This is a genomic window from Rhodococcus sp. 852002-51564_SCH6189132-a (assembly GCF_001665495.1).
Taxonomy (GTDB): domain Bacteria; phylum Actinomycetota; class Actinomycetes; order Mycobacteriales; family Mycobacteriaceae; genus Rhodococcus; species Rhodococcus pyridinivorans.
Window position 1 is genome coordinate 1 of the sequence record NZ_LZMJ01000038.1, and the last position, 19,930, is coordinate 19,930.

The 19,930-nt window shown below is 68.1% G+C and carries 18 protein-coding genes; 5 read left to right on the plus strand and 13 right to left on the minus strand.

Annotated features, from left to right (window positions below):
• Positions 1–89: 89 nt before the first annotated feature.
• A complete protein-coding gene (glyA, locus tag A5767_RS09070) occupies positions 90–1,385 on the minus strand; it encodes a serine hydroxymethyltransferase (protein WP_006553887.1) in 1,296 nt (431 codons plus the stop codon).
• A gap of 95 nt (positions 1,386–1,480) precedes the next feature.
• Positions 1,481–2,671: a hypothetical protein gene (locus tag A5767_RS09075; RefSeq protein ID WP_064060078.1), complete on the minus strand. Its 1,191-nt coding sequence runs from the start codon at positions 2,669–2,671 to the stop codon at positions 1,481–1,483.
• 151 nt (positions 2,672–2,822) lie between these two features.
• On the opposite strand from A5767_RS09075, the gene coaA reads away from it, so the two are divergent.
• Entirely contained in the window at positions 2,823–3,755 is a 933-nt protein-coding gene (gene coaA / locus A5767_RS09080) for a type I pantothenate kinase (protein ID WP_064852136.1), read from the plus strand.
• Between the two features lie 99 nt (positions 3,756–3,854).
• Here coaA and A5767_RS09085 read toward each other — a convergent pair whose 3' ends face one another.
• A complete protein-coding gene (locus A5767_RS09085) occupies positions 3,855–4,622 on the minus strand; it encodes an isoprenyl transferase (RefSeq protein WP_006553884.1) in 768 nt (255 codons plus the stop codon).
• Between the two features lie 157 nt (positions 4,623–4,779).
• On the opposite strand from A5767_RS09085, the gene trhA reads away from it, so the two are divergent.
• Entirely contained in the window at positions 4,780–5,448 is a 669-nt protein-coding gene (gene trhA, locus A5767_RS09090) for a PAQR family membrane homeostasis protein TrhA (RefSeq protein ID WP_019288732.1), read from the plus strand.
• Positions 5,449–5,522: 74 nt separating this feature from the next.
• Complete coding sequence (locus tag A5767_RS09095) at positions 5,523–6,440, plus strand: mechanosensitive ion channel family protein (RefSeq protein ID WP_033097237.1); 918 nt, start codon at positions 5,523–5,525, stop codon at positions 6,438–6,440.
• 64 nt (positions 6,441–6,504) lie between these two features.
• On the opposite strand, the gene A5767_RS09100 is transcribed toward A5767_RS09095, so the two are convergent.
• Genes A5767_RS09100 through mca form a run of 3 tightly spaced genes read right to left on the minus strand, consistent with a single transcriptional unit; the run spans position 6,505 to position 9,738 of the window.
• Positions 6,505–8,499, minus strand: a complete 1,995-nt coding sequence (locus A5767_RS09100; RefSeq protein ID WP_064852137.1) for a thioredoxin domain-containing protein — start codon at positions 8,497–8,499, stop codon at positions 6,505–6,507.
• Positions 8,500–8,542: 43 nt separating this feature from the next.
• The gene (locus A5767_RS09105) at positions 8,543–8,863 is read right to left on the minus strand and encodes a hypothetical protein (protein ID WP_006553881.1); all 321 of its coding nucleotides are present in this window, start codon (positions 8,861–8,863) and stop codon (positions 8,543–8,545) included.
• Entirely contained in the window at positions 8,860–9,738 is an 879-nt protein-coding gene (gene mca, locus A5767_RS09110) for a mycothiol conjugate amidase Mca (protein ID WP_006553880.1), read from the minus strand. Before mca ends, A5767_RS09105 begins: the two co-directional genes overlap by 4 nt.
• Positions 9,739–9,900: 162 nt before the next feature.
• Between mca and A5767_RS09115 the strand changes: the two genes are divergently transcribed.
• The gene (locus tag A5767_RS09115) at positions 9,901–10,329 is read left to right on the plus strand and encodes a DUF4307 domain-containing protein (RefSeq protein WP_024103267.1); all 429 of its coding nucleotides are present in this window, start codon (positions 9,901–9,903) and stop codon (positions 10,327–10,329) included.
• Positions 10,330–10,576: 247 nt separating this feature from the next.
• Positions 10,577–11,071, plus strand: a complete 495-nt coding sequence (gene greA / locus A5767_RS09120) for a transcription elongation factor GreA (protein ID WP_006553878.1) — start codon at positions 10,577–10,579, stop codon at positions 11,069–11,071.
• A gap of 92 nt (positions 11,072–11,163) precedes the next feature.
• On the opposite strand, the gene A5767_RS09125 is transcribed toward greA, so the two are convergent.
• From A5767_RS09125 to A5767_RS09155, 7 genes are all read right to left on the minus strand, one after another.
• On the minus strand, positions 11,164–12,525 hold the full coding sequence (locus A5767_RS09125; RefSeq protein WP_064852138.1) for a C40 family peptidase: 1,362 nt from the start codon (positions 12,523–12,525) through the stop codon (positions 11,164–11,166).
• Positions 12,526–12,674: 149 nt separating this feature from the next.
• A complete protein-coding gene (locus tag A5767_RS09130; protein ID WP_019288735.1) occupies positions 12,675–14,585 on the minus strand; it encodes an SEC-C domain-containing protein in 1,911 nt (636 codons plus the stop codon).
• A 141-nt stretch (positions 14,586–14,726) separates the two neighbouring features.
• Complete coding sequence (locus A5767_RS09135) at positions 14,727–15,878, minus strand: cystathionine gamma-synthase (protein WP_019288736.1); 1,152 nt, start codon at positions 15,876–15,878, stop codon at positions 14,727–14,729.
• Positions 15,879–15,891: 13 nt separating this feature from the next.
• Positions 15,892–17,277: a cystathionine beta-synthase gene (locus A5767_RS09140; RefSeq protein ID WP_006553874.1), complete on the minus strand. Its 1,386-nt coding sequence runs from the start codon at positions 17,275–17,277 to the stop codon at positions 15,892–15,894.
• A 119-nt stretch (positions 17,278–17,396) separates the two neighbouring features.
• Complete coding sequence (locus A5767_RS09145) at positions 17,397–18,239, minus strand: Bax inhibitor-1/YccA family protein (protein WP_006553873.1); 843 nt, start codon at positions 18,237–18,239, stop codon at positions 17,397–17,399.
• 96 nt (positions 18,240–18,335) lie between these two features.
• Complete coding sequence (locus tag A5767_RS09150; RefSeq protein WP_064852139.1) at positions 18,336–19,478, minus strand: class I SAM-dependent methyltransferase; 1,143 nt, start codon at positions 19,476–19,478, stop codon at positions 18,336–18,338.
• A 7-nt stretch (positions 19,479–19,485) separates the two neighbouring features.
• Positions 19,486–19,842, minus strand: coding sequence for a hypothetical protein (locus A5767_RS09155; protein ID WP_033097231.1), 357 nt, complete (start codon positions 19,840–19,842; stop codon positions 19,486–19,488).
• Positions 19,843–19,930 lie beyond the last annotated feature (88 nt).

A 19,930-nucleotide genomic window follows, 5' to 3' on the forward strand; every position in this document is an offset into this window, starting at 1 on the left:
AAGCCTCACCGACATCCTCACTTCGGGCGTCGCGCGGGCCCCGGCCGCCGCGGGCGGTGTGCGGGCCGGTCGGCGACAGCAGGAAGCCGTCAGATCAGACGCCAGTCCTCGAGGCCCTCGTACAGCGGCACGGACTGTGCCAGGGCGCTCACGCGGGTCCGCAGCGACTCGGCGTCGGCGCCACCGACGAGCGTCTGCGCGATGATCTCGGCGACCTCGGTGAACTGCTCGTCGCCGAAACCGCGGGTCGCGAGCGCCGGGGTGCCGATGCGCAGGCCCGAGGTGACCATCGGGGGACGCGGATCGAACGGCACGGCGTTGCGGTTGACGGTGATGCCGACCTCGTGGAGGGCGTCCTCACCCTGCTGGCCGTCGAGCTGCGAGTTGCGCAGGTCGACCAGGACCAGGTGCACGTCGGTGCCACCGGTGAGCACCGAGATGCCCTTGTCGGCGACGTCGGACTGCGACAGGCGGTCGGCGATGATCCGGGCACCGGAGAGGGTGCGCCGCTGGCGGTCCTTGAACTCGTCGCTCGCGGCGATCTTCAGCGCGACGGCCTTCGCCGCGATCGCGTGCATGAGCGGTCCGCCCTGCTGGCCGGGGAAGACGGCCGAGTTGATCTTCTTCGCCCACTCCTGCTTGGCGAGGATCAGGCCGGAACGCGGGCCACCGAGGGTCTTGTGCACGGTGGTGGAGACGACGTCGGCGTAGGGCACCGGCGACGGGTGCAGGCCTGCGGCGACCAGACCGGCGAAGTGCGCCATGTCGACCCACAGGTAGGCACCGACCTCGTCGGCGATGGAGCGGAAGGCGGCGAAGTCCTCGTGGCGCGGGTAGGCGGACCAGCCGGCGACGATGACCTTCGGCTTCTCGCGCAGCGCGATGTCGCGGACCTCGTCCATGTCGATGCGGTGGTCGTCCTTGCTGACTCCGTAGGACGCGACGTCGTACAGCTTGCCGGAGAAGTTGAGCTTCATGCCGTGCGTGAGGTGGCCGCCGTGCGCGAGGTCGAGACCGAGCAGCTTCTCGCCGGGGGTCATCAGCGCCATGAGCACCGCCGCGTTCGCCTGCGCACCCGAGTGCGGCTGCACGTTCGCGAAATCGGCGCCGAAGAGCTCCTTGGCGCGGTTACGGGCGAGGTCCTCGACGACGTCGACGTTCTCGCAGCCGCCGTAGTAACGACGACCGGGGTAACCCTCGGCGTACTTGTTGGTCAGGACGCTGCCCTGGGCCTGGAGGACGGCGCGCGGCACGAAGTTCTCCGACGCGATCATCTCGAGCGTGTCGCGCTGACGCGACAGCTCGCCGGCCATGGCCTCGGCGACCTCGGGATCGAGGTCGTTCAGTGCGGCAGTGTTCACGTCGGCGCCGGGCGCAGCGGTCATCGAGGTTTCTCCAAGCAGAGGACGTCAGGGATACGTCCTCCAGTCTACGAAGGCCGTCCACCGCTCCGGAAGCCGGTCCCCGAGCGACCTGCGGTTCACCGCAGGCTGCTGGGCACCAGGGGTTCGTCGAGCAGGCGCCGGAAACGGTCGGCGCGCTCGGCTCCGGCCGGAACCTGCCCGAGCCAGCTGCCGAGGAGCCGGTAGCCCTCCACATAGGTGCTGATATAGGCGCGCCACAACGGCGACGACAGGAACCGCAGCGACTGCCGGGCACGTTCGGGGCTCGACAGCGACCAGCGCTGCAGGAATTCCACGACCTCGTCGTGGCTGCGCCCGCGGTCGTGGAGCAGCAGCGCGGCGTCCTGCCGCACCGAGAGCAACTGCTCGGACGCCTCGGACAGTTGCTCGGCCAGTTCGCCGTCGAACCGGAGCCCGAGATCGGCGTAGATGTCCTGCGCCCACTCCCCCCAGCCCGGGCCGACGATCGCTTCGAGCGCAAGATCGGCGAGCCCTTCCGCCATGAGGCACTGCGGGGTGTTGACGAGGAACAACGTCTGCTCGGCCTGACCGCCGGCGACGAGACCGGCCTCCTTGCGGCAGTGCTCCGTGTGGTGCCCGGGATACGCCTCGTGCGCGATCAGCCGCGGCAGGTGCGCCATCGTCTGTTCGAGATCGGAGTTGATCGCGACCCGCGAACGGTAGTCGCCGAGGTAGTAGTTGAAGCCCGACCACGGCTTGTCGCCGACGATCTCGTACTCGACACGCTCGGTGTCGGGCAATGGGTAGACCGCCCGCACCTTCTCCCGTAGAGCGCTCGAGAACGCGTCGACGCATTCGGCGAGACGATCGGCGGGGATCACATCGGACTTACGGTGGGCCTGCATCCGTTCGGTGAGCGATCCGGTGCCGGGCAGCAACGCATCGAGGCGACGGTGCGCGTCGCGGTAGGTGTCCTCGTCGCCGGGCGCGATGCGGACGTCGAAGTATGCCTCGACCTCGTCGACGAAACCGATCTCCTCCCCCGCGAACTTGCGGGCCGAGCAGTCGAGGGCGCGCAGATGCACGTCGAGGAAACGGGTGCGCTCGTCGGACAGTGCCGCACCGGGAAGTTCGTCCCGCAGGCGTCGCGCGGTGTGTGATAGATCACGGGGATCGGGGGTCGGGGCGTTCTCGACCTTCCGCCGCAGCGCGGGATCGCCGGTGTAGGCGTCGACGTACCCGTCCTCGAGCCGGTCGAAAGCCAGGCCCAGCAGCAGATATTCGTTCACGAAGTCGTCGGCTCCCATACCGGCCGAGCGTAGTCGCTCGTCGGCGACCCGACACGGGACAACCCGCCGGGGTGGGGACCCCGGGGAGGCATCCGCCTGTGTCAGCGAGCACAATCCGTTACATGGACATGCAACGCCGCATCCGCCGCGCCACCGGGAAGCCGTGCCGATGGCTCGTCTGAACGAACCGAGCCCGTATGTCGAGTTCGACCGCAAGCAGTGGCGGACGCTGCGGAAGTCGACTCCCCTCGTCCTCACCGAGGACGAACTCATCGGGCTTCGGGGCCTGGGCGAGCAGATCGACCTCGCGGAGGTCGCGGAGGTGTATCTCCCCCTCGCCCGGTTGATCCACCTGCAGGTCGCAGCGAAGCAGCGGTTGTTCGCCGCGACCGCGACCTTCCTCGGGGAGAAGCATCCCGACCAGCAGGTGCCGTTCGTGATCGGTGTGGCCGGTTCGGTGGCGGTCGGCAAGTCCACCACGGCCCGTGTGCTGCAGGCGTTGCTGGCACGCTGGGACCATCACCCGCGGGTGGATCTCGTGACCACCGACGGGTTCCTCTACCCCACCAAGGAACTGGTGCGGCGCAACATCATGCACCGCAAGGGTTTTCCCGAGAGCTACGACCGGCGCAAACTGCTGCGGTTCGTCACCGAGGTCAAGTCGGGAGCGAAAGAGGTTGCGGCGCCGATCTACTCCCACATCTCGTACGACATCATCCCGGGTCAGTACCACATCGTGCGGCAGCCGGACATCCTCATCATCGAGGGTCTGAACGTGCTGCAGACCGGTTCGCGGTTGATGGTCTCCGACCTGTTCGACTTCTCGATCTACGTCGACGCGCGTATCGAGGACATCGAGAAGTGGTACGTGGAACGCTTTCTCGCGCTGCGTAAGACGTCCTTCGCGGATCCCGAGGCGCACTTCCACCACTACGCGAACCTGTCGGACCGGGACGCGATGAGTGCCGCGAAGGAGATCTGGCACTCGATCAACCTGCCGAACCTGGTGGAGAACATCCTGCCGACGCGTCCCCGCGCGACCCTGGTCCTGCGCAAGGACTCGGATCACGCCATCAACCGGCTCCGGTTGCGCAAGCTCTGACGCGCCCCGCCGCTCGGCCCTGTTCCAGGCGCCGAACCGGCGGGTGCCGTCAGGCGCCGAACCGGCGGGTGCCGTCAGGCGCCGAACCGGCGGGTGCCGTCAGGCGCCGAACCGGCGGTGCCGGGCGGCGTAGTCGCGCAGCGCGCGCAGGAAGTCGACCCGGCGGAACTCGGGCCAGTACGCCTCGGTGAACCAGATCTCCGAGTAGGCGGACTGCCAGAGCAGGAATCCGGACAGTCGCTGCTCGCCGGAGGTACGGATCACGAGGTCCGGATCGGGTTGACCGGACGTGTAGAGGTGGCTGTCGACACCGTCGACCGTCACGGACTCGACGAGCTCTTCGCCACGCAACCCCTGCGCGTAGCGCACCCGCAGGAGCGACTGCACCGCGTCGACGATCTCCTGGCGACCGCCGTACCCGACGGCGACGTTGACGTGCGTGCCCGTCCGGCCCGCGGTGCCGGCCGCGGCCTCGTGCAGCCGCTTGGCGTGGTCGGCCGGGAGCAGGTCGGTGGTGCCGACGATCTTCACGCCCCAGTTCTGGCCGGGCGCGGAGATCTCCTCCACCACGTCGGAGATGATCTCGAGCAGAGCATCGAGCTCCTCCGGGTCGCGCCGGAGGTTCTCGGTGGACAGCAAGTAGATCGTCGCCGTCTCGATACCGGCTGCGTCGCACCAGCTCAGCAGCTCGGCGATCTTCTTGGCACCTTCGCGGTGGCCGTGACTGACGTCGGTGAAGCCGTTCTCGCGCGCCCAACGCCGATTGCCGTCGCACATGACCGCGACGTGTCGCGGATGCCGTGCTCCGTCGAGTTCCTTCAGCAGCCTGCGCTCGTAGAGCCGGTACAGCAGTCCGCGGACGCTCACCCCGTCATCACCACGCGAGTCACATTACGCCCAGGCGTACGGACGGTCGCGTCGGTGGCCACAGAGTCTCCCGGAGCGCCCTCACGGGCTGTAACGTGACGACGGAACAAACCTACGGGTGCGTAGGTTACTGATCGGTACCGAGAGGAGCGCACGCATGACGGCATTCGGCCTCGAGGAACTACCCGTCAAACCGCGGATGCGCGGATGGATCCACGCCTGGGCCTTCGGTGTGGCCGTCATCGCCGGCGTCGCCCTCGTCTCGGCCGCCGCCTTCCTCGCCGACCGCCCGGACGCCGTACTCCCCGCGACCATCTACAGCCTCACCGTGTGCGGTGTGTTCGGCGTCAGCGCGCTCTACCACCGCCTGAACTGGGGGCCCCGGTCCCGCGTGTGGATGAAGCGCGCCGACCATTCGATGATCTTCGTGTTCATCGCCGGCAGCTACACCCCGTTCGCGACACTCGCCCTGCCCCCGGAGTCCGGGCGACCGCTGCTGATCGTCGTGTGGGCGGGCGCGCTGGCGGGCGTGGCCCTGAAGATGCTGTGGCCTACGGCGCCGCGCTGGGTCGGTGTGCCGCTGTATCTGCTGCTCGGATGGGCCATCGTGCCCGTTGCCGGACAGTTGGTCGCCGAAGTCGGTCTCGCTCCCATGCTGCTCCTGCTGTTCGGAGGGCTGTTCTACAGCGGAGGAGCGATCCTCTACGCGACCCGCTGGCCCGATCCGTGGCCCGCGACCTTCGGGCACCACGAGTTCTTTCACGCGGCCACGGTCATCGCGGCACTGTGTCACGCGATAGCGGTGTGGCTCGTGATTCTCGGTTGAAACCTCACCGACCGCTTCGTGCAACTTCTCACACCACCTGAAGCATCCGGCACCCGTTTGTAGACTCGCGGGGGATGTCTATTCCGTTGCTCGCCTTCGAACTGACCGAGACCAACAGGGACTGGCTGATCCACCGGCCGCTCGCGATCGTGAGTTACATCGTCGTCGCGATCGTGCTCCGCTTCGTCCTCCACCGACTGATCGACCGCATGACGAAGCCGCGTGAGAAATCCGGCAAGCCCCGCCGATCGTTCCTCGCACCGCTGCAGGAACGCGCCGAACGCGCCATCGGTGATCCCTACGCGCGCGAACGCCGGATCCAGCGTGCCCAAACGATCGGCTCGGTATTCAAGTCCGGTGTGTCGGTCGTCGTGCTCGTCTGGGTGGTGCTGCAGACGCTCGACACGCTCGGCTTCAACGTCGCGCCGTTCATCGCCTCGGCCGGTATCGCCGGCGTTGCTCTTGGTTTCGGTGCGCAGAACCTCGTGCGGGACTTCATCTCGGGCATGTTCATGCTGCTCGAGGACCAGTACGGTGTGGGCGACGTGGTGGACCTCGGCGACGCGGTGGGCACCGTCGAGTCGGTCGGCCTGCGCGTGACGACCGTCCGCGACATCGACGGCACCCTGTGGTTCTGCCGCAACGGCGAGATCCTGCGCGTCGGCAACATGAGCCAGGGCCACGCGGTCTCCGTGATCGACGTACCCATCGCACCGACCTCCAATGTCGACCGCGCCTGCCAGATCGCCCTGCGGGCCGTACTCGACGGCGTCGAACGCGAGGACATCGCACCCGACGTCCTGGAGAAGCCCGAACTGCTCGGGGTCAACTCCGTGACGGCGGGTGCGGTGACGCTGCGGCTGACCGTGCGCGTGCGCGCCGGCAAGCAGTGGGCGATCCGCCGCAGTCTCACCCGCGCGGTGCTCGAGGCGTTCGATCAGAACGGCATCGAGTCGCCGAACGTCGCGGTCGCAGCCGCCGTGAGCAGCTAGACCCTCGAAGTAGAGGACCGAGCGCACCGATTCACCGCCCCTGGCACCGCCTGGCCCCGACGAGTCAGAGCGCGGCGAGCACCTCGCGCAGATCCGTCTCCGTCGTCACCGGCCGATCGCACACGAAGCCCCGGCACACGTAGGCCGCGGATGCTCCGTCGACGAGCGGCCGACCATCGAGCAGCGGCGACGAGTCGGGTTCGCCGCCCACCACGATCGCTCCCCCCGGTGCGAGCCGGCGCGCGAGGTCGAGGAGTGCGCCGCCACCCGCGACGGCGACCTGCAGCGGACCGCGCACCGACGCCTCGGCCACGGTCAGCCAGTGCCCTCCGGCACGCGGCGCTTTCTCGAGCAGGATCGAGGCCGCCGACAGCGACAGCGCGGCGGCATCGGCGTAGCGGGGGTCGTCGTGCACCAGCGCGGACAGACCGAGCAACGCCTCGGCGATCAGCGACGCCCCCGACGGCGTCGCCCCGTCGACCGGATCGCGCGGCCGGGCGACCAGCGATTCGGCGTCGTGCGCGGTGTCGAACCAGCTCCCGGGACGTTCCGGATCCGCGAACTGCGTGAGCGCGACGTCGGCGAGTTCTCGCGCGCGCTCGACCCAGCTCCGATCCCCGGTCCCCTGATGGACGGCGAGCAGCGCGGTGACGAGTGCTCCGTAGTCCTCGAGCACGCCCACCGGAGATCCGACGACACCTCCGAGCGACGCGCGGCGCAGTCGTCCATCGACGAGGTGCCGGTCGAGCAGGAACCGCGCGCACCTCGCCGCCGCGTCGATCCAGGCGGGTTCGCCCAGTGCGATGCCGGCCTCTGCCAGTGCAGTGATCGCGAAGCCGTTCCACGCGGTGACGACCTTGTCGTCGCGTCCGGGTTGCGCGCGATCCTGCCGGGCCGCGAACAGGCGTGCCCGCACGTCGGCGAGACGGGCCGGATCGTCGGGCTCGTCGAGCAGCTGCAACACCGAGGTGCCGTGTTCGAAGGTGCCGCCGGGAGTGACGGTGAAGGCCTCCGCGGCCCACCGGCCGTCGTCCGCGCCGAGCACCTCGACGAGCTGATCGGGGGTCCACACGTAGGTCAGGCCCTCGACCCCGTCCGTGTCGGCGTCGAGCGCCGAGGCGAATCCGCCGTCGGTGGTGAGCAGGTCGCGCAGCAGGAATTCGGCGGTCTCCCGGGTGACCCGCGTCGGCAGTTCCGCGCCGGTCACCCGCGCGAGGTGCGCGTACAGCCGTAGGAGCAGCGCGTTGTCGTAGAGCATCTTCTCGAAGTGCGGCACCGTCCAGGCGGCGTCGACGCTGTAGCGGGCGAAACCGCCACCGAGCTGGTCGTAGATCCCACCTCGCGCCATCGCGTCGGTCGTGCGCTCGACGAGACCGAGCGCGTCGGCGGAGCGCGTGCGCTCGTATCCGCGCAGCAGGCCCTCGAGCAGGTTGGACGGCGGGAACTTGGGTGCGCCCCCGAAGCCGCCGTGTTCGCGATCCTCGTCGGTGGCGATCGCAGCGGCCACCGCGTCGAGCAGGACCGCCTCGACAGCGGCCTCCCCGACGGGCAGTCCCCCGCTGCTGCGACGGAGTTCGGTGGCCACGGCGTCGGCGGCCTGCGAGACCTCATCGCGCCGGTTGTGCCAGGTCTGGGTGATGGCCTCGAGAAGTTGGACGAAGGACGGCATGCCGCCGCGCGGCGTGTTCGGGTAATACGTGCCGCAGTAGAAAGGCGAGCCGTCGGGGGTGAGGAAGCAGGTCATCGGCCATCCGCCCTGACCGGCCATGGCGACGGTCGCGTTCATGTAGACCGCGTCGATGTCCGGCCGTTCCTCACGGTCGACCTTGATGCACACGAAGTTCTCGTTCATGACAGCGGCCGTGGCCTCGTCCTCGAACGACTCGTGTGCCATGACGTGACACCAGTGGCAGGCCGCGTACCCGATCGACAGCAGGATCGGCACGTCGCGCTCGCGCGCCTCCGCTAGCGCGTCGTCGCCCCATTCCTGCCAGTGGACCGGATTGTCGGCGTGCTGCCTCAGATAAGGGCTCAGGGCGTCGGCCAGTCGGTTCGCCATGCCCCCACGCTACGGAAGGAGCACCGCCGGTGACGGCCGGTCGTCAGCTTCCCTTGGTGGGTTCCGGACGTTCCGGACCGGTGGCCTTCGTGCCGCCGGCCTTCTCCTCGGCTCCGCCGGGCATCGCACCCGGCAGCGTGCCGTCGTCCACGGCCTGGTCGGGTTCGGGATGCTCCGGCTGGAAGTTCTCGGGCAGCTTCTTCAGCCGCTTGTTCATGTTCCAGATCAGCAGAGCGGTCGCGACCAGCAGGACCACCACGATGGCCAGTCCGAGCGGAGACGCCTTGCCGAACTCGGGGCCGGTCGGCTCCTGGGCCAGAATCTCGACGGCCAGAACATCGACCGCGAGCGTGCCTATCGTCATTTGCCCTGTCCGTCCTCGATGCCCGCGAACAGATCCGTCTCGGGAAGTACTGTGCTCACGCGGGTCTTGGCCAACTCGAACTCCTCGGTCGGCCACACCTTCTGCTGGATGTCCAACGGCACCGCGAAGAAGGATCCGTTGGGGTCGATCTGGGTGGCGTGGGCCCGCAGCGCGTCGTCGCGCTTCGGGAAGTAGTCGCCACAGGTGATCTGGGTGGTCACGCGCCCCATGATGTCGCCCTGCTCGGTGCGCCACTTGTTGAGCCACTGCTCCATCGGGAACGGCTCCCCGCGACGCTCGTACTCCTCGCGGAACAGCTCGAGCCGCTTACGGATGAAACCGTGCGAGTAGTAGAGCTTGCTCACCGCCCAGGGCTCGCCCAGCTCGGGATGGAAATCCGGATCCGCGGCCGCTTCGTAGGCCGCGACCGACACCTCGTGGCACCGGATATGGTCGGGATGCGGGTAGCCACCGTTCTCGTCGTAGGTGGTCATGACGTGGGGGCGGAACTCGCGCACCGACTGCACGAGCCGGCGGACCGGTTCGTCGAGCGGGATCGCAGCGAAGCAGCCCTCCGGCAGCGGAGGCTTGGGGTCGCCCTCGGGCAGTCCGGAGTCGACGAAGCCGAGCCACTGGTGCCGCACCCCGAGGATGCGGGCTGCCTCGGCCATCTCCTCCTGACGCACCTCGCTCATGCGTTCGCGAATGCCGGGCACATCCATGGCGGGGTTCAGGATGTCGCCGCGCTCTCCGCCCGTGAGCGTGACCACCAGGACCTCGTGTCCCTCGGCCGAGTACCGGGCCATCGTGGCCGCGCCCTTGCTCGACTCGTCGTCGGGATGGGCGTGCACGGCCATGAGCCGTAGTCCGCTCACGTGTATTCCTCCACCTCACGTCGTCTGCTTCGCCGGAACCGACCCTGCGCCCGCGTCGCGGTCGCTACGGATCCGTCCTCTATAGTTCCACCTGATAATTCCGACGTCAGCCGTGACCCTGCGGCGACGCCCGATCCATCGTTCCGCTGTGAAAGCAAAGTGATGAGCAACACCCTGCCCACCGACCGGTACCCCTCCTCCCGGTACCCCGGGCCCCGCGTGTCGACACGCGGCAAGCGCTGGGGTTTCACCATCGCCGGTCTGCTCGCCGGGCTCGTCGTGGCGTTCGTGCTGTTCCAGAACAACTCGGCTCCGATCGAGTCGGAGGTGGTCGCCTTCGAGATCATCGACGACAGCACCATCGACATCCAGCTCAAGGTCACGCGGGACGATCCGTCCGAGGATGCCGTCTGCATCATCCGGGCGCGGTCGAAGGACGGCAGCGAGACCGGACGGCGCGAGGTCCTCATCCCGGCGTCCGATTCGCAGACGGTCGTGCTGACATCCACGGTCAAGACGTCACAACGCCCCGGAATGGGCGATACCTACGGCTGCAGCACCGAGGCTCCCGACTACCTCCGCGCACCCTAGAAATCTACCGCGACCAGCGGCTTCCTGCGCTTTTCCGGAGCAGCGACGATAGTGATGCTAAAATAGCCGGATACACGGTTCCACCCTTTGGGGCCGTGTATTGCTGCATAAGAGCATCAACAGACAGTACGACTTCCGTTCAGCCTGACAACCAGGGGGGACGACGGGGGTCGTGCTGTCGCGGTCGTTGCATGTGCACGACTTGTCCACGGAGCCGGGGGCTCCAACCCGAAGGAAGTGATCGAGGATGACCGAGACCCAGGTGACCTGGCTGACGCAGGAGTCGTACGACCGACTCAAGGCCGAGCTGGACCAGCTCATCGCGAATCGTCCTGTCATCGCCGCCGAGATCAACGAGCGTCGCGAGGAAGGCGACCTCAAGGAGAACGGCGGCTACCACGCGGCCCGCGAGGAGCAGGGCCAGCAGGAAGCCCGTATCCGTCAGCTCCAGGAGCTGCTGGGCACCGCCAAGGTCGGCGTCGCTCCGACCGAGTCGGGCGTGGCCCTCCCCGGTTCCGTCGTCACCGTCTACTACGCCGGCGACGAGACCGACACGGAGACTTTCTTGATCGCGACCCGCGAAGAAGGTGCCCGCAACAGCGAGCTCGAGACCTACTCCCCCAGCTCGCCCCTCGGTGGCGCCCTGATCGACGCGAAGGTCGGCGAGACCCGCGAGTACACGCTGCCCAACGGCAACACCATGAAGGTGACACTGGTGAGCGCGGAACCTTACCGCGGCTGATCGCCGAGTGCCGCACCGCGGCAGTCCCCTCTGCAGCCGAAAGGCCCGACCGGATTCTCTCGGTCGGGCCTTTCGCGTGTTCACGGCAGGTGTCAGAAGATGCGCCGCGCCTTCATGTCGGGGAAGACCGGCCCCACCCGCACGACGTCGCCGGTGGTGGGTGCGTGCACCATCTGCCCGCCACCGATGTAGATGGCGACGTGACCGGGTCCGCCGGCCTGCCAGTTGCCGAACAGCAGGTCGCCGGGGCGCGCCGCGTACAGCGGCACCTCGGTGCCGATGTGCCACTGTGTCTCGGACGTGCGCGGCAGCGTGATGCCCGTCGCGGCGAAGACCGCGTACGACGTCAGGCCGGAGCAGTCGAAACCGCCGCCGGACGGCCCGTTGATATTGCCGCCACCCCAGACGTACGGCAGGCCGAGGTACTTGAAGGCAAGGTCGACGATGCGATTACCGACGTCGCCGGCTCCGCCTCCGATGCCCAGACCCAGGAACGGCGAGAGCATGCGGGCGAAGACGTGCTCGGTCGCGCGGATCTTCGCGACGTAGGGCTTCGTCTGGTTCTCGTAGTCGGGATGACCGGACGGCATGCCACCCGAGCGCTTCACCGCGCCGACGCCGGCGTTGTAGGCCGCGAGGGTCAGATCGAGGGTGTCGCCCTCGACCAGTCCGCGCTTCTTCCAGTCGTCGATGAGCTTGTAGTTGTCGCACAGGAGGTTGCCCGACGCCATGACCGGGTCGGCGATGCCGAGGACGTCGGCCTTGCCGTCACCGTCGGCGTCCTTGCCGTACTGGTCCCAGGTGCCGGGCATGAACTGTCCCGGGCCGCGGGCGCCGACCGGCGAGACCGGCGCGGTCGGGCCGTACCGGAAACCGTTCTCGGCGGAGTAGAGGGCCGCGAGGACCGGCGCGGAGACCCCTTCGCACAGTTCGCCGGCCTTCTTCAGCCACGGCGCGAACACTGCGATCGCACCGATGGGTGCGAGTCGCGTTCCGGGAAGGATCGCCGGGATCGACGGCAACGTGATCCCGGTGCCCGGGATCGTGGGACCCGGTTGCGGGTTCCCGACCACACCGGTCGCCGGGGGTTGGACCGGTATTCCGAAGGGCCCGGGACGCGCGGCCGGCGGTTCGGGCGCCAGAGCGGGCGGAGCTGCTTGCGGATCGGCGGGGTGCAGGGCCGCGGCCGCATCCTCGGGCAGATGCGGCTCGATCGCTCCCGCGACCGCCGTCGTCGCATCCGCGACCGCCTGTTGTGCTCCCTGCTGCATCGGTTCCGGCAAGGACGCGACGAGATTCGCCGCATCCGTGTCGGCGTTCTCGGCAGTTGCCTCGAACGACTCGATCGCCCCGTTGATCTGATCCTTGATCTCTGCTGGTAGGTCCGCGCCCTGAACGAGCGCACTTGCTGCCGTAGCCACTGCCACGATGACCGCAGACGGGTCCACCGACATCCGCTACCCCCACATCCATCCATCAACCGCTCTCACCGTAACTGTGAGGTCGATCACCAGTGCGGCTTCCGGATGTTCTTATCACATATATTCAGGAACACGTTCTAGTACTGGGACCAGTGGGACCGGTGCTTCCTGAGGGTCCGGAGTTACGGTTCCGGATAGAAGTCTGCGGCGTCCGGCTGGGTCAGGACGTCCATGATGTCCACCGGATCGACCGCGTCCTCGTCCAGCAGCGTGACGAGCGTGTCCCGCTGATCCTTCGTCACCGGTTCGCAGCCGCCGGGCATCACCCACCGGTCCTCCCCCACCGGCATCACACGGGCGCACAGCAACGTCCCGGCGGGCACCTCACCCGCGAGCCAGGGCGCGGACACCTCCACCACCCGATCGCTACGGACGTCGCGCAGCGTGAGCGACTCCTCCGGCGCACTCGCCTCGACCTCGAAGACCGAACGCTCGACCGCCAGCCACGAGCGGGCGAGCTCGGCCTCGTCCTCGGGCAGCAACTCACCGCGACGCTCGACGAAATCCGCGAAGGCGCCGGCATCGAAGAGCAGGACGTCCTCGACGAGAGGATCGGCGACGGCCTCGGCCACCGCGTCGTCGTCCCCGTAGCCGGAACGCGCCTCCGCCAGCGCGACCCGCTGTTCGGCCCATCCGGGTTCGAGGGCGTGCATGGCCGCCTTCATGTACAGCCAGTCGGAGCGTTCCTCGAGCGAGTGCTCGGCGCGCCCGAGATGGCACGCCTTGTACTTGCGGCCCGACCCGCACCAGCAGCGGTCGTTGCGGCCGAGCCCCGGGACCTCCTTCGGCCGGTACCGTTCGAGCACTTCGTGGAGGGGATGTTCGTCGCCGCCCGGCACCCGGGCGAGCAGAGACAGCCCCCGTATCGCGTCCCCGCGATCGGAAGCGAAGCGCGCGAGGTCGAACAACGGGAGGTCGAAGGCGGAGTCGAGGTCGGCCGAGCGCTCGTAGTGCCGTTCGGCTTCCGTGAGGCGTCCGGTCGATTCGGCCGCGCGACCGGCGATCCAGTGCGCTGCCCCCGCCGCACGTCGCGGCGCATGGTCGAGCAGCCACAGCGCGGCCTGTTCGATCGCCTCGGGCGCGAGCTTCTCCCCCACCAGTTCGTCGTAGACGGTCTCGGCGATCTCGGGATCGGACAGCACCGAGTACAGACCGGATTTTCCCACGGCGAAACGCTCGTCGAGTTCGGCGTCGTCGCCGCGTTCGAGGGCTTCGACCAGCGACGCGAACAGGGCCACGCCGGGCACGGCGTCGACGGGGATCCCGAGCTGTTCGGCATAGATCTCGAACATCGCCCGGTCGGAGTATCCGTCGAAGTCGAAACCGTTCGGTGCCACCAGGTCTCCGCTGCGGGCCAGACCGGCTCCGGCGAGCAAGTCCCCGAGCGGCAGGGACGGCGCGGAGAACGCGTCCGGTACATCGGCGAGCACGTCGAGGAAGGCGCCCCCGAGGCTCGCCACCTGCTGGCGGGCAATGGTCTGTTCGAGCGCGTGCACGAATTCGGCCTCACTACTTCGGACTTCGTCGTCGACCGGAGCGAACGACAAGCGACCGTCCCGCACGGTGAGTGCGAGCAGGTCTCCCGCCTCGTGACCCGACAGGGCTCCTTCGGGAAAGACGATCGTCTCCTTGCGGACGATCTCATCCGAATCCGGATCGTTTTGCGTGGCAGCAGCTTCGAATCCACCGGGCTGCACGAGATCGAACTCGTCGTCCTCGGAGACGAGCAGCAGGAGCGGTTCGATGTCGTCGACCGGGATCGCGTGCCGGTCGAGTTCGTCCGCGGTGAGGCGGTGTGTGAGCATCCTGCCCTCGAACAGCGCATCCGTCGCCGCGACACGGTCGTCGGACAACCACATCAACAGCGGATGCGGTTCCGACTGTTCGAGATCGATCATCACTTGCTCGGCCGAGCCGAATCCGTGCTCCTCGAGATGATCGGCCACCTCGTCGATCGTCATGGGTCCATGGCGCCGTACCGTGTCGAGCACGGTGTCCCACAGGGCGGATTCGGGATGTTCGCTGTCCGTCACCACGTGATCGTACGGCGCCCGGCAGTGCTTCCGGGGGCTATGCGGTTCCTTCCGCACGTCGCCGTCGATGTTTTCCCGATCGACACGAGAAGAAGGCGTCCTTCGGGACGCCTTCTTCTCCTGTCTTCTACGACCGGTGTGTCAGCCGAGCGCCTGTTCGACGTCGGCGAGCAGGTCGGCGGCATCCTCGATACCCACCGACAGCCGGACGAGATCCTCGGGGACCTCGAGCAGCGACCCGGCGGTGGAGGCGTGGGTCATCGCACCCGGATGCTCGATGAGCGACTCCACACCACCGAGCGACTCGGCGAGGGTGAAGATCTCGGTGCGCTTGCAGAAGTCCAGCGCGGCCTGGCGGCCACCGGCGAGGCGCACGGAAATCATGCCACCGAAGCGACGCATCTGCTTGGCCGCGTACTCGTGGCCCGGATGCGATTCGAGACCCGGGTACAGCACCTTGGTCACGGCGGAATGTCCCGACAGGAAGTCGACGAGCTTCTCGGCGTTGTCGGAGTGCTTCTCCATCCGCACCGCGAGCGTCTTGATGCCGCGCAGCGTGAGGAAGGCGTCGAACGGGCCCGGCACGGCGCCCGCACCGTTCTGCAGGAACGCGAAGGCGGCGTCGAGCTCTTCGTCGTTCGTCACCAGCGCGCCACCGACGACGTCGGAGTGACCACCGATGTACTTGGTGGTCGAATGCAGCACGACGTCGGCACCGAAGGTGAGCGGCTGCTGCAGGTACGGCGACGCGAAGGTGTTGTCGACGACGAGCTTGGCACCACCCTCGTGCGCGATGTCGGCGAGCGCCGAGATGTCGCCGATGTTGAGCAGCGGGTTGGTGGGCGTCTCCACCCACACGAGCTTGGTGTTCGGGCGCACGGCCGCGCGCACCTCGTCGGCGTCGTTGATCGCGGCCGGGGTGTACTCGATCCCCCACTGCGTGAACACCTTGTCGATGAGACGGAAGGTGCCGCCGTACGCGTCGTTGGGGATGACGAGGTGGTCGCCCGGACGCAGCACCGAACGGAGCAGGCAGTCGGTAGCGGCCATGCCCGAGCCGAACGCCCGGCCGTAGGTGCCGTTCTCGAGCGCGGCGAGGTTCGCCTCGAGGGGACGACGGGTGGGGTTGCCGGTGCGGGCGTACTCGAAGCCGTTGCGCATCTCGCCGACGCCGTCCTGGGCGAAGGTCGACGACGCGTAGATCGGCACGTTGACGGCACCGGTCTGGGGGTCGGGCTCGTACCCGGCGTGGATGGCGCGGGTCGCGAAACCGTGCTGGTTCTGGTCTGTCATGAAGATCTGTGTCCTATCGGCCTTGAGAGATGAATCCGAGCAGGTCGTGGCGGGTGATGACACCGACGGGCTTGCCGTCGTCGATCACCATGAGCGCGTCGGTGTCGCCGAACGCCTTCGTGGCGGAGTCGATCGACTCGCCCACGCCGATGTTCGGCAGCGGCGGGCTCATGTGCTTCTCGACCGGATCGGCGAGATTCGCGCGACCTTCGAAGACGGCGCTGAGCAGTTCGCGCTCGCTGACCGAACCAGCCACTTCACCTGCGGTGACGGGCGGTTCGGCACCCACGACCGGCATCTGCGAGACGCCGTACTCCCGAAGGATCTCGATGGCGTCGCGCACCGTCTCGGACGGGTGGGTGTGCACGAGGTCGGGCAGGTCGCCGCTCTTGCCGCGCAGCACGTCGCCGACGGTGGAGTCGTCGGGCTTGCCGTCGAGCGGCGCGCGGAGGAAGCCGTAGCTGGCCATCCACTTGTCGTTGAAGATCTTCGACATGTAGCCGCGACCACCGTCGGGCAGCAGCACGACAACGACCGCGTCGGGGCCCTCGCGCTCGGCAACCTGCAGTGCGGCGACGACGGCCATGCCGCAGGAGCCACCGACGAGCAGGCCTTCCTCGCGGGCGAGGCGACGGGTCATCTCGAACGAGTCGGCGTCGGAGACGGCGATGATCTCGTCGGGGATCGACGGGTCGTAGGCCGAGGGCCAGAAGTCCTCACCGACACCTTCGACGAGGTACGGCCGGCCGGTGCCGCCCGAGTACACCGAGCCCTCGGGGTCGACGCCGACGACCTTCACCGCACCGTTGGAGACCTCCTTGAGGTACCGGCCGGTACCCGAGATGGTGCCGCCGGTGCCGACGCCCGCGACGAAGTGCGTGATCTTGCCGTCGGTGTCGTTCCAGATCTCCGGGCCGGTGGTCTCGTAGTGGCTCGCCGGGCCCCCCGGGTTGGAGTACTGGTTGGGCTTCCAGCCACCGGGGAGCTCACGGGCGAGACGGTCGGAGACGCTGTAGTAGCTGTCGGGGTGCTCCGGCGGGACCGCGGTCGGGCACACGACCACCTCGGCACCGTAGGCCCGCAGCACGTTGCGCTTGTCCTCGCCGACCTTGTCGGGGCACACGAACACGCACTTGTAGCCGCGCTGCTGCGCGACCAGGGCCAGGCCGATGCCGGTGTTGCCGGAGGTGGGCTCGACGATCGTCCCGCCCGGCTTCAGTTCGCCCGACGCTTCGGCCGCATCGATCATCTTCACCGCGATACGGTCCTTGGAGCTGCCGCCGGGATTGAGGTATTCGATCTTCGCCGCTACGAGCCCCGATCCGGGTTTCACCACCGTGTTGAGCTTGACGAGGGGGGTGTTTCCGATGAGGTCGATGACGGAATCCGCAATGCGCATGACTCCATGTTCCCACGTCGTGGCTTTCCGACAGGGTGAAGGTGTACACCCCTGGGAAAACACCCCCTGGGAAACGACGAAGACCCCGGACCGTGGTCCGGGGTCTTCATGGCGTACTGCTAGTCGTTCTGGAAGTAGCTGAGCAGTCGCAGGATCTCTACGTACAGCCACACCAGGGTGACGGTCAGGCCGAGGGCGACGCCCCAGGCGGCCTTCTCGGGGGCCTGTGCGCGGATCAGCTGATCGGCGGAGTCGAAGTCCAGCAGGAAGCTGAACGCCGCGATGCCGATGCACACGAGGCTGAAGATGATGGCGATCGGGCCGCCGTCGCGCAGGCCCAGGCCACCGTCGATGAAGAAGCCGGCGACGAGGTTGCCCAGCGCCAGGACCAGGACACCGACGAGGGCGCCGACGATCATGCGGGTCAGGCGCGGCGTGACGCGGATGGCGCCGGTGCGGTACACGACGAGCATGCCGAAGAACACGCCGAAGGTACCGAGGACGGCCTGCGCGATCAGAGTCGCGCCGCCGGCGCCACCGAACGTGATGTCGGTGAACATGAACGACAGCGCGCCGAGGAAGAAGCCTTCCGCCACCGCATAGGCGAGGACGATCGCCGGGTTGTCCATCTTGCGGCCGAACGTCGCGACCAGCACCAGGACGAGGCCGATCAGACCGCCGCCGATGACGAACGGAGCTGCCAGGCCGACGTTGGAGTTGACCAGGACGTAGGAGATGAGTGCCGAGACGGCGAGCACGCCGAGCGTGATGCCGGTCTTGGTGACGACGTCGTCGATCGTCATGGTCCGCTGGTCGGTGGGACGTGCCCACGGATCCGTCTGGGGCTGACCGAATTGCTGGGTGGCCTGCGCGGCGCCCGCCGTCGCAGAGCCGAACGTGGCGTATCCGCCGCCCTCTTGCTTGGGCAGGTTGCGGAACACCGGGTTACTGGTGGTGCGCACCGTGCACTTCCCTTCTCGTGGTCGCTTCTGTCCGTTCAACGAGGCAGTAACCTCACGAGTTCCCGTTTCGTCGAGAAAGCTCGGACTAATCGGACTCTACCGGCTCCGTACCGACCTGGTCACCGTGAACTTGCGGTTGCGGCCCTCGACGCGGGTCGGCCCGACGATGCCCGACAGCGCGGGGCGGTAGTCGAGGTGGCGGTTGTAGACCGTCCACATCTGTCCTCCCGGGCGGAGGATCCGGGCTGCGGCGTCGAACATCTTGTGGGCCGCGCCGGTGTGCACGGCGGCGCCGATGTGGAAGGGCGGATTACACACCACGAGGTCGACCGACCCGGCGGCGATCGAACTCGCGGCGTCGTCGCGGAGCGTGTCGATCCGGTCGGCGAGCCCGTTCGCGGCGGCCGTCTCCGCGGCGGAGGCGACGGCGGCGGAGGAGTGATCGGTCGCGATCACGCGAACGTCGGGCAGCTGCCGGGCGAGCATCGCGGCGAGGATGCCGGTGCCGCAGCCGAGGTCCACCGCGATCTGCTCGTCCGTGTCGTTACGGGGGAAGTCGAGACGGGGGAAGAAGTCGAGGAGGAAACGGGTACCGATGTCGAGGCGCGGGCCGGCGAAGGCGGCCCCGTGCGCGACCACGGTGAGGCCGAGTTCGTCGAGCCTCTCACGGACGGGATACGAGGCCGGTCCGGGCGTTGCTCGGCGCGCGGTGAGCACACGCGACTTCTGCCGTCCCCGCGACGCGCGGACCTCTGCGAAGGACGCAGCGAGGACGTCGTTCATCGCAAGGCTGATGTGCTTGTCGCGGCCACCGGCGAACACGACGACCTCGGGGTCGGCGTGGCGGGCCACGGTCTCGGCGATCTCGGTGAGCGCCGACAGCGAACGGGGAAGACGCAGCAGTACCACTCGGGCACCGGCGAGCAGGTCCGCGTCGAGTCCGCAGGAACGGTAGCGGTCGGTGAGATCCTCACGCTCGGCGTTCGCAGCCAGGGCGCGTTCGGCCACCACCGAGTCCTGATGCACCCGGATCCGCTCCGCGCCGAACCGGACGGCCGCACCCAGGGTCAGGGCGCCGTACTGGTCGTCGACGACCACGATCGTGCCCGGCGCTGCGGATTCCAGTGCGGGCGCGGCTTCGTCGAGGAGCAGGCGATCGGCCCCGTCGACGGCGAACAGGTTGGGCGCTTCCACATCCGGGAAGCGCCTCAACCTGTCGTACAACTCGTCGATCACCACTCGACCGTCAGCACTCGCCCTTTCCGGCGTTCTCGATGGCACGCAGGGTGTCGGCCTGCTCCTCTTCGCTGAGATCCTGCCAGGCCGGGAGCTGCTGCTGGGCGTCGGCGACGGCCTGGGCCGCTGCCACGCGGTCCTGGCCCCACTCCTCGAGCTCGTCGAGGTAGGGCAGCAGAGCCTCGCAGTTCTCCTCGTAGCTCTTACCGAGTTCGACGCTGGTGCCCGAGCTGCCGGCCTCCGCCGAAGCCGAGGTGCTCGTCGTGGTGGTGGTCTCCTCGGCCGAGTCGGATCCGTCCGAGGATCCACACGCCGCCGCAAGCAGGACCACACCTGCACCGAACAGCGCCGCGAGAGTCTTCTTCATCTATGTCCCACTTCTGGTCGCATTGTCGTTTCGTCCGTTCCCGGTGAGGCACCGTGGTCCGGCCGGACCACGTTAGAACAGGGGCGAC

Coding starts and splice junctions, on each gene's coding strand:
- glyA (WP_006553887.1), bottom strand. CDS start 1,385: ATGACCGCTGCGCCCGGCGCCGACGTGAACACTGCCGCACTGAACGAC.
- A5767_RS09075 (WP_064060078.1), bottom strand. CDS start 2,671: ATGGGAGCCGACGACTTCGTGAACGAATATCTGCTGCTGGGCCTGGCT.
- coaA (WP_064852136.1), top strand. CDS start 2,823: ATGGCTCGTCTGAACGAACCGAGCCCGTATGTCGAGTTCGACCGCAAG.
- trhA (WP_019288732.1), top strand. CDS start 4,780: ATGACGGCATTCGGCCTCGAGGAACTACCCGTCAAACCGCGGATGCGC.
- A5767_RS09095 (WP_033097237.1), top strand. CDS start 5,523: ATGTCTATTCCGTTGCTCGCCTTCGAACTGACCGAGACCAACAGGGAC.
- A5767_RS09100 (WP_064852137.1), bottom strand. CDS start 8,499: ATGGCGAACCGACTGGCCGACGCCCTGAGCCCTTATCTGAGGCAGCAC.
- A5767_RS09105 (WP_006553881.1), bottom strand. CDS start 8,863: ATGACGATAGGCACGCTCGCGGTCGATGTTCTGGCCGTCGAGATTCTG.
- A5767_RS09115 (WP_024103267.1), top strand. CDS start 9,901: ATGAGCAACACCCTGCCCACCGACCGGTACCCCTCCTCCCGGTACCCC.
- greA (WP_006553878.1), top strand. CDS start 10,577: ATGACCGAGACCCAGGTGACCTGGCTGACGCAGGAGTCGTACGACCGA.
- A5767_RS09125 (WP_064852138.1), bottom strand. CDS start 12,525: ATGTCGGTGGACCCGTCTGCGGTCATCGTGGCAGTGGCTACGGCAGCA.
- A5767_RS09135 (WP_019288736.1), bottom strand. CDS start 15,878: ATGACAGACCAGAACCAGCACGGTTTCGCGACCCGCGCCATCCACGCC.
- A5767_RS09140 (WP_006553874.1), bottom strand. CDS start 17,277: ATGCGCATTGCGGATTCCGTCATCGACCTCATCGGAAACACCCCCCTC.
- A5767_RS09155 (WP_033097231.1), bottom strand. CDS start 19,842: ATGAAGAAGACTCTCGCGGCGCTGTTCGGTGCAGGTGTGGTCCTGCTT.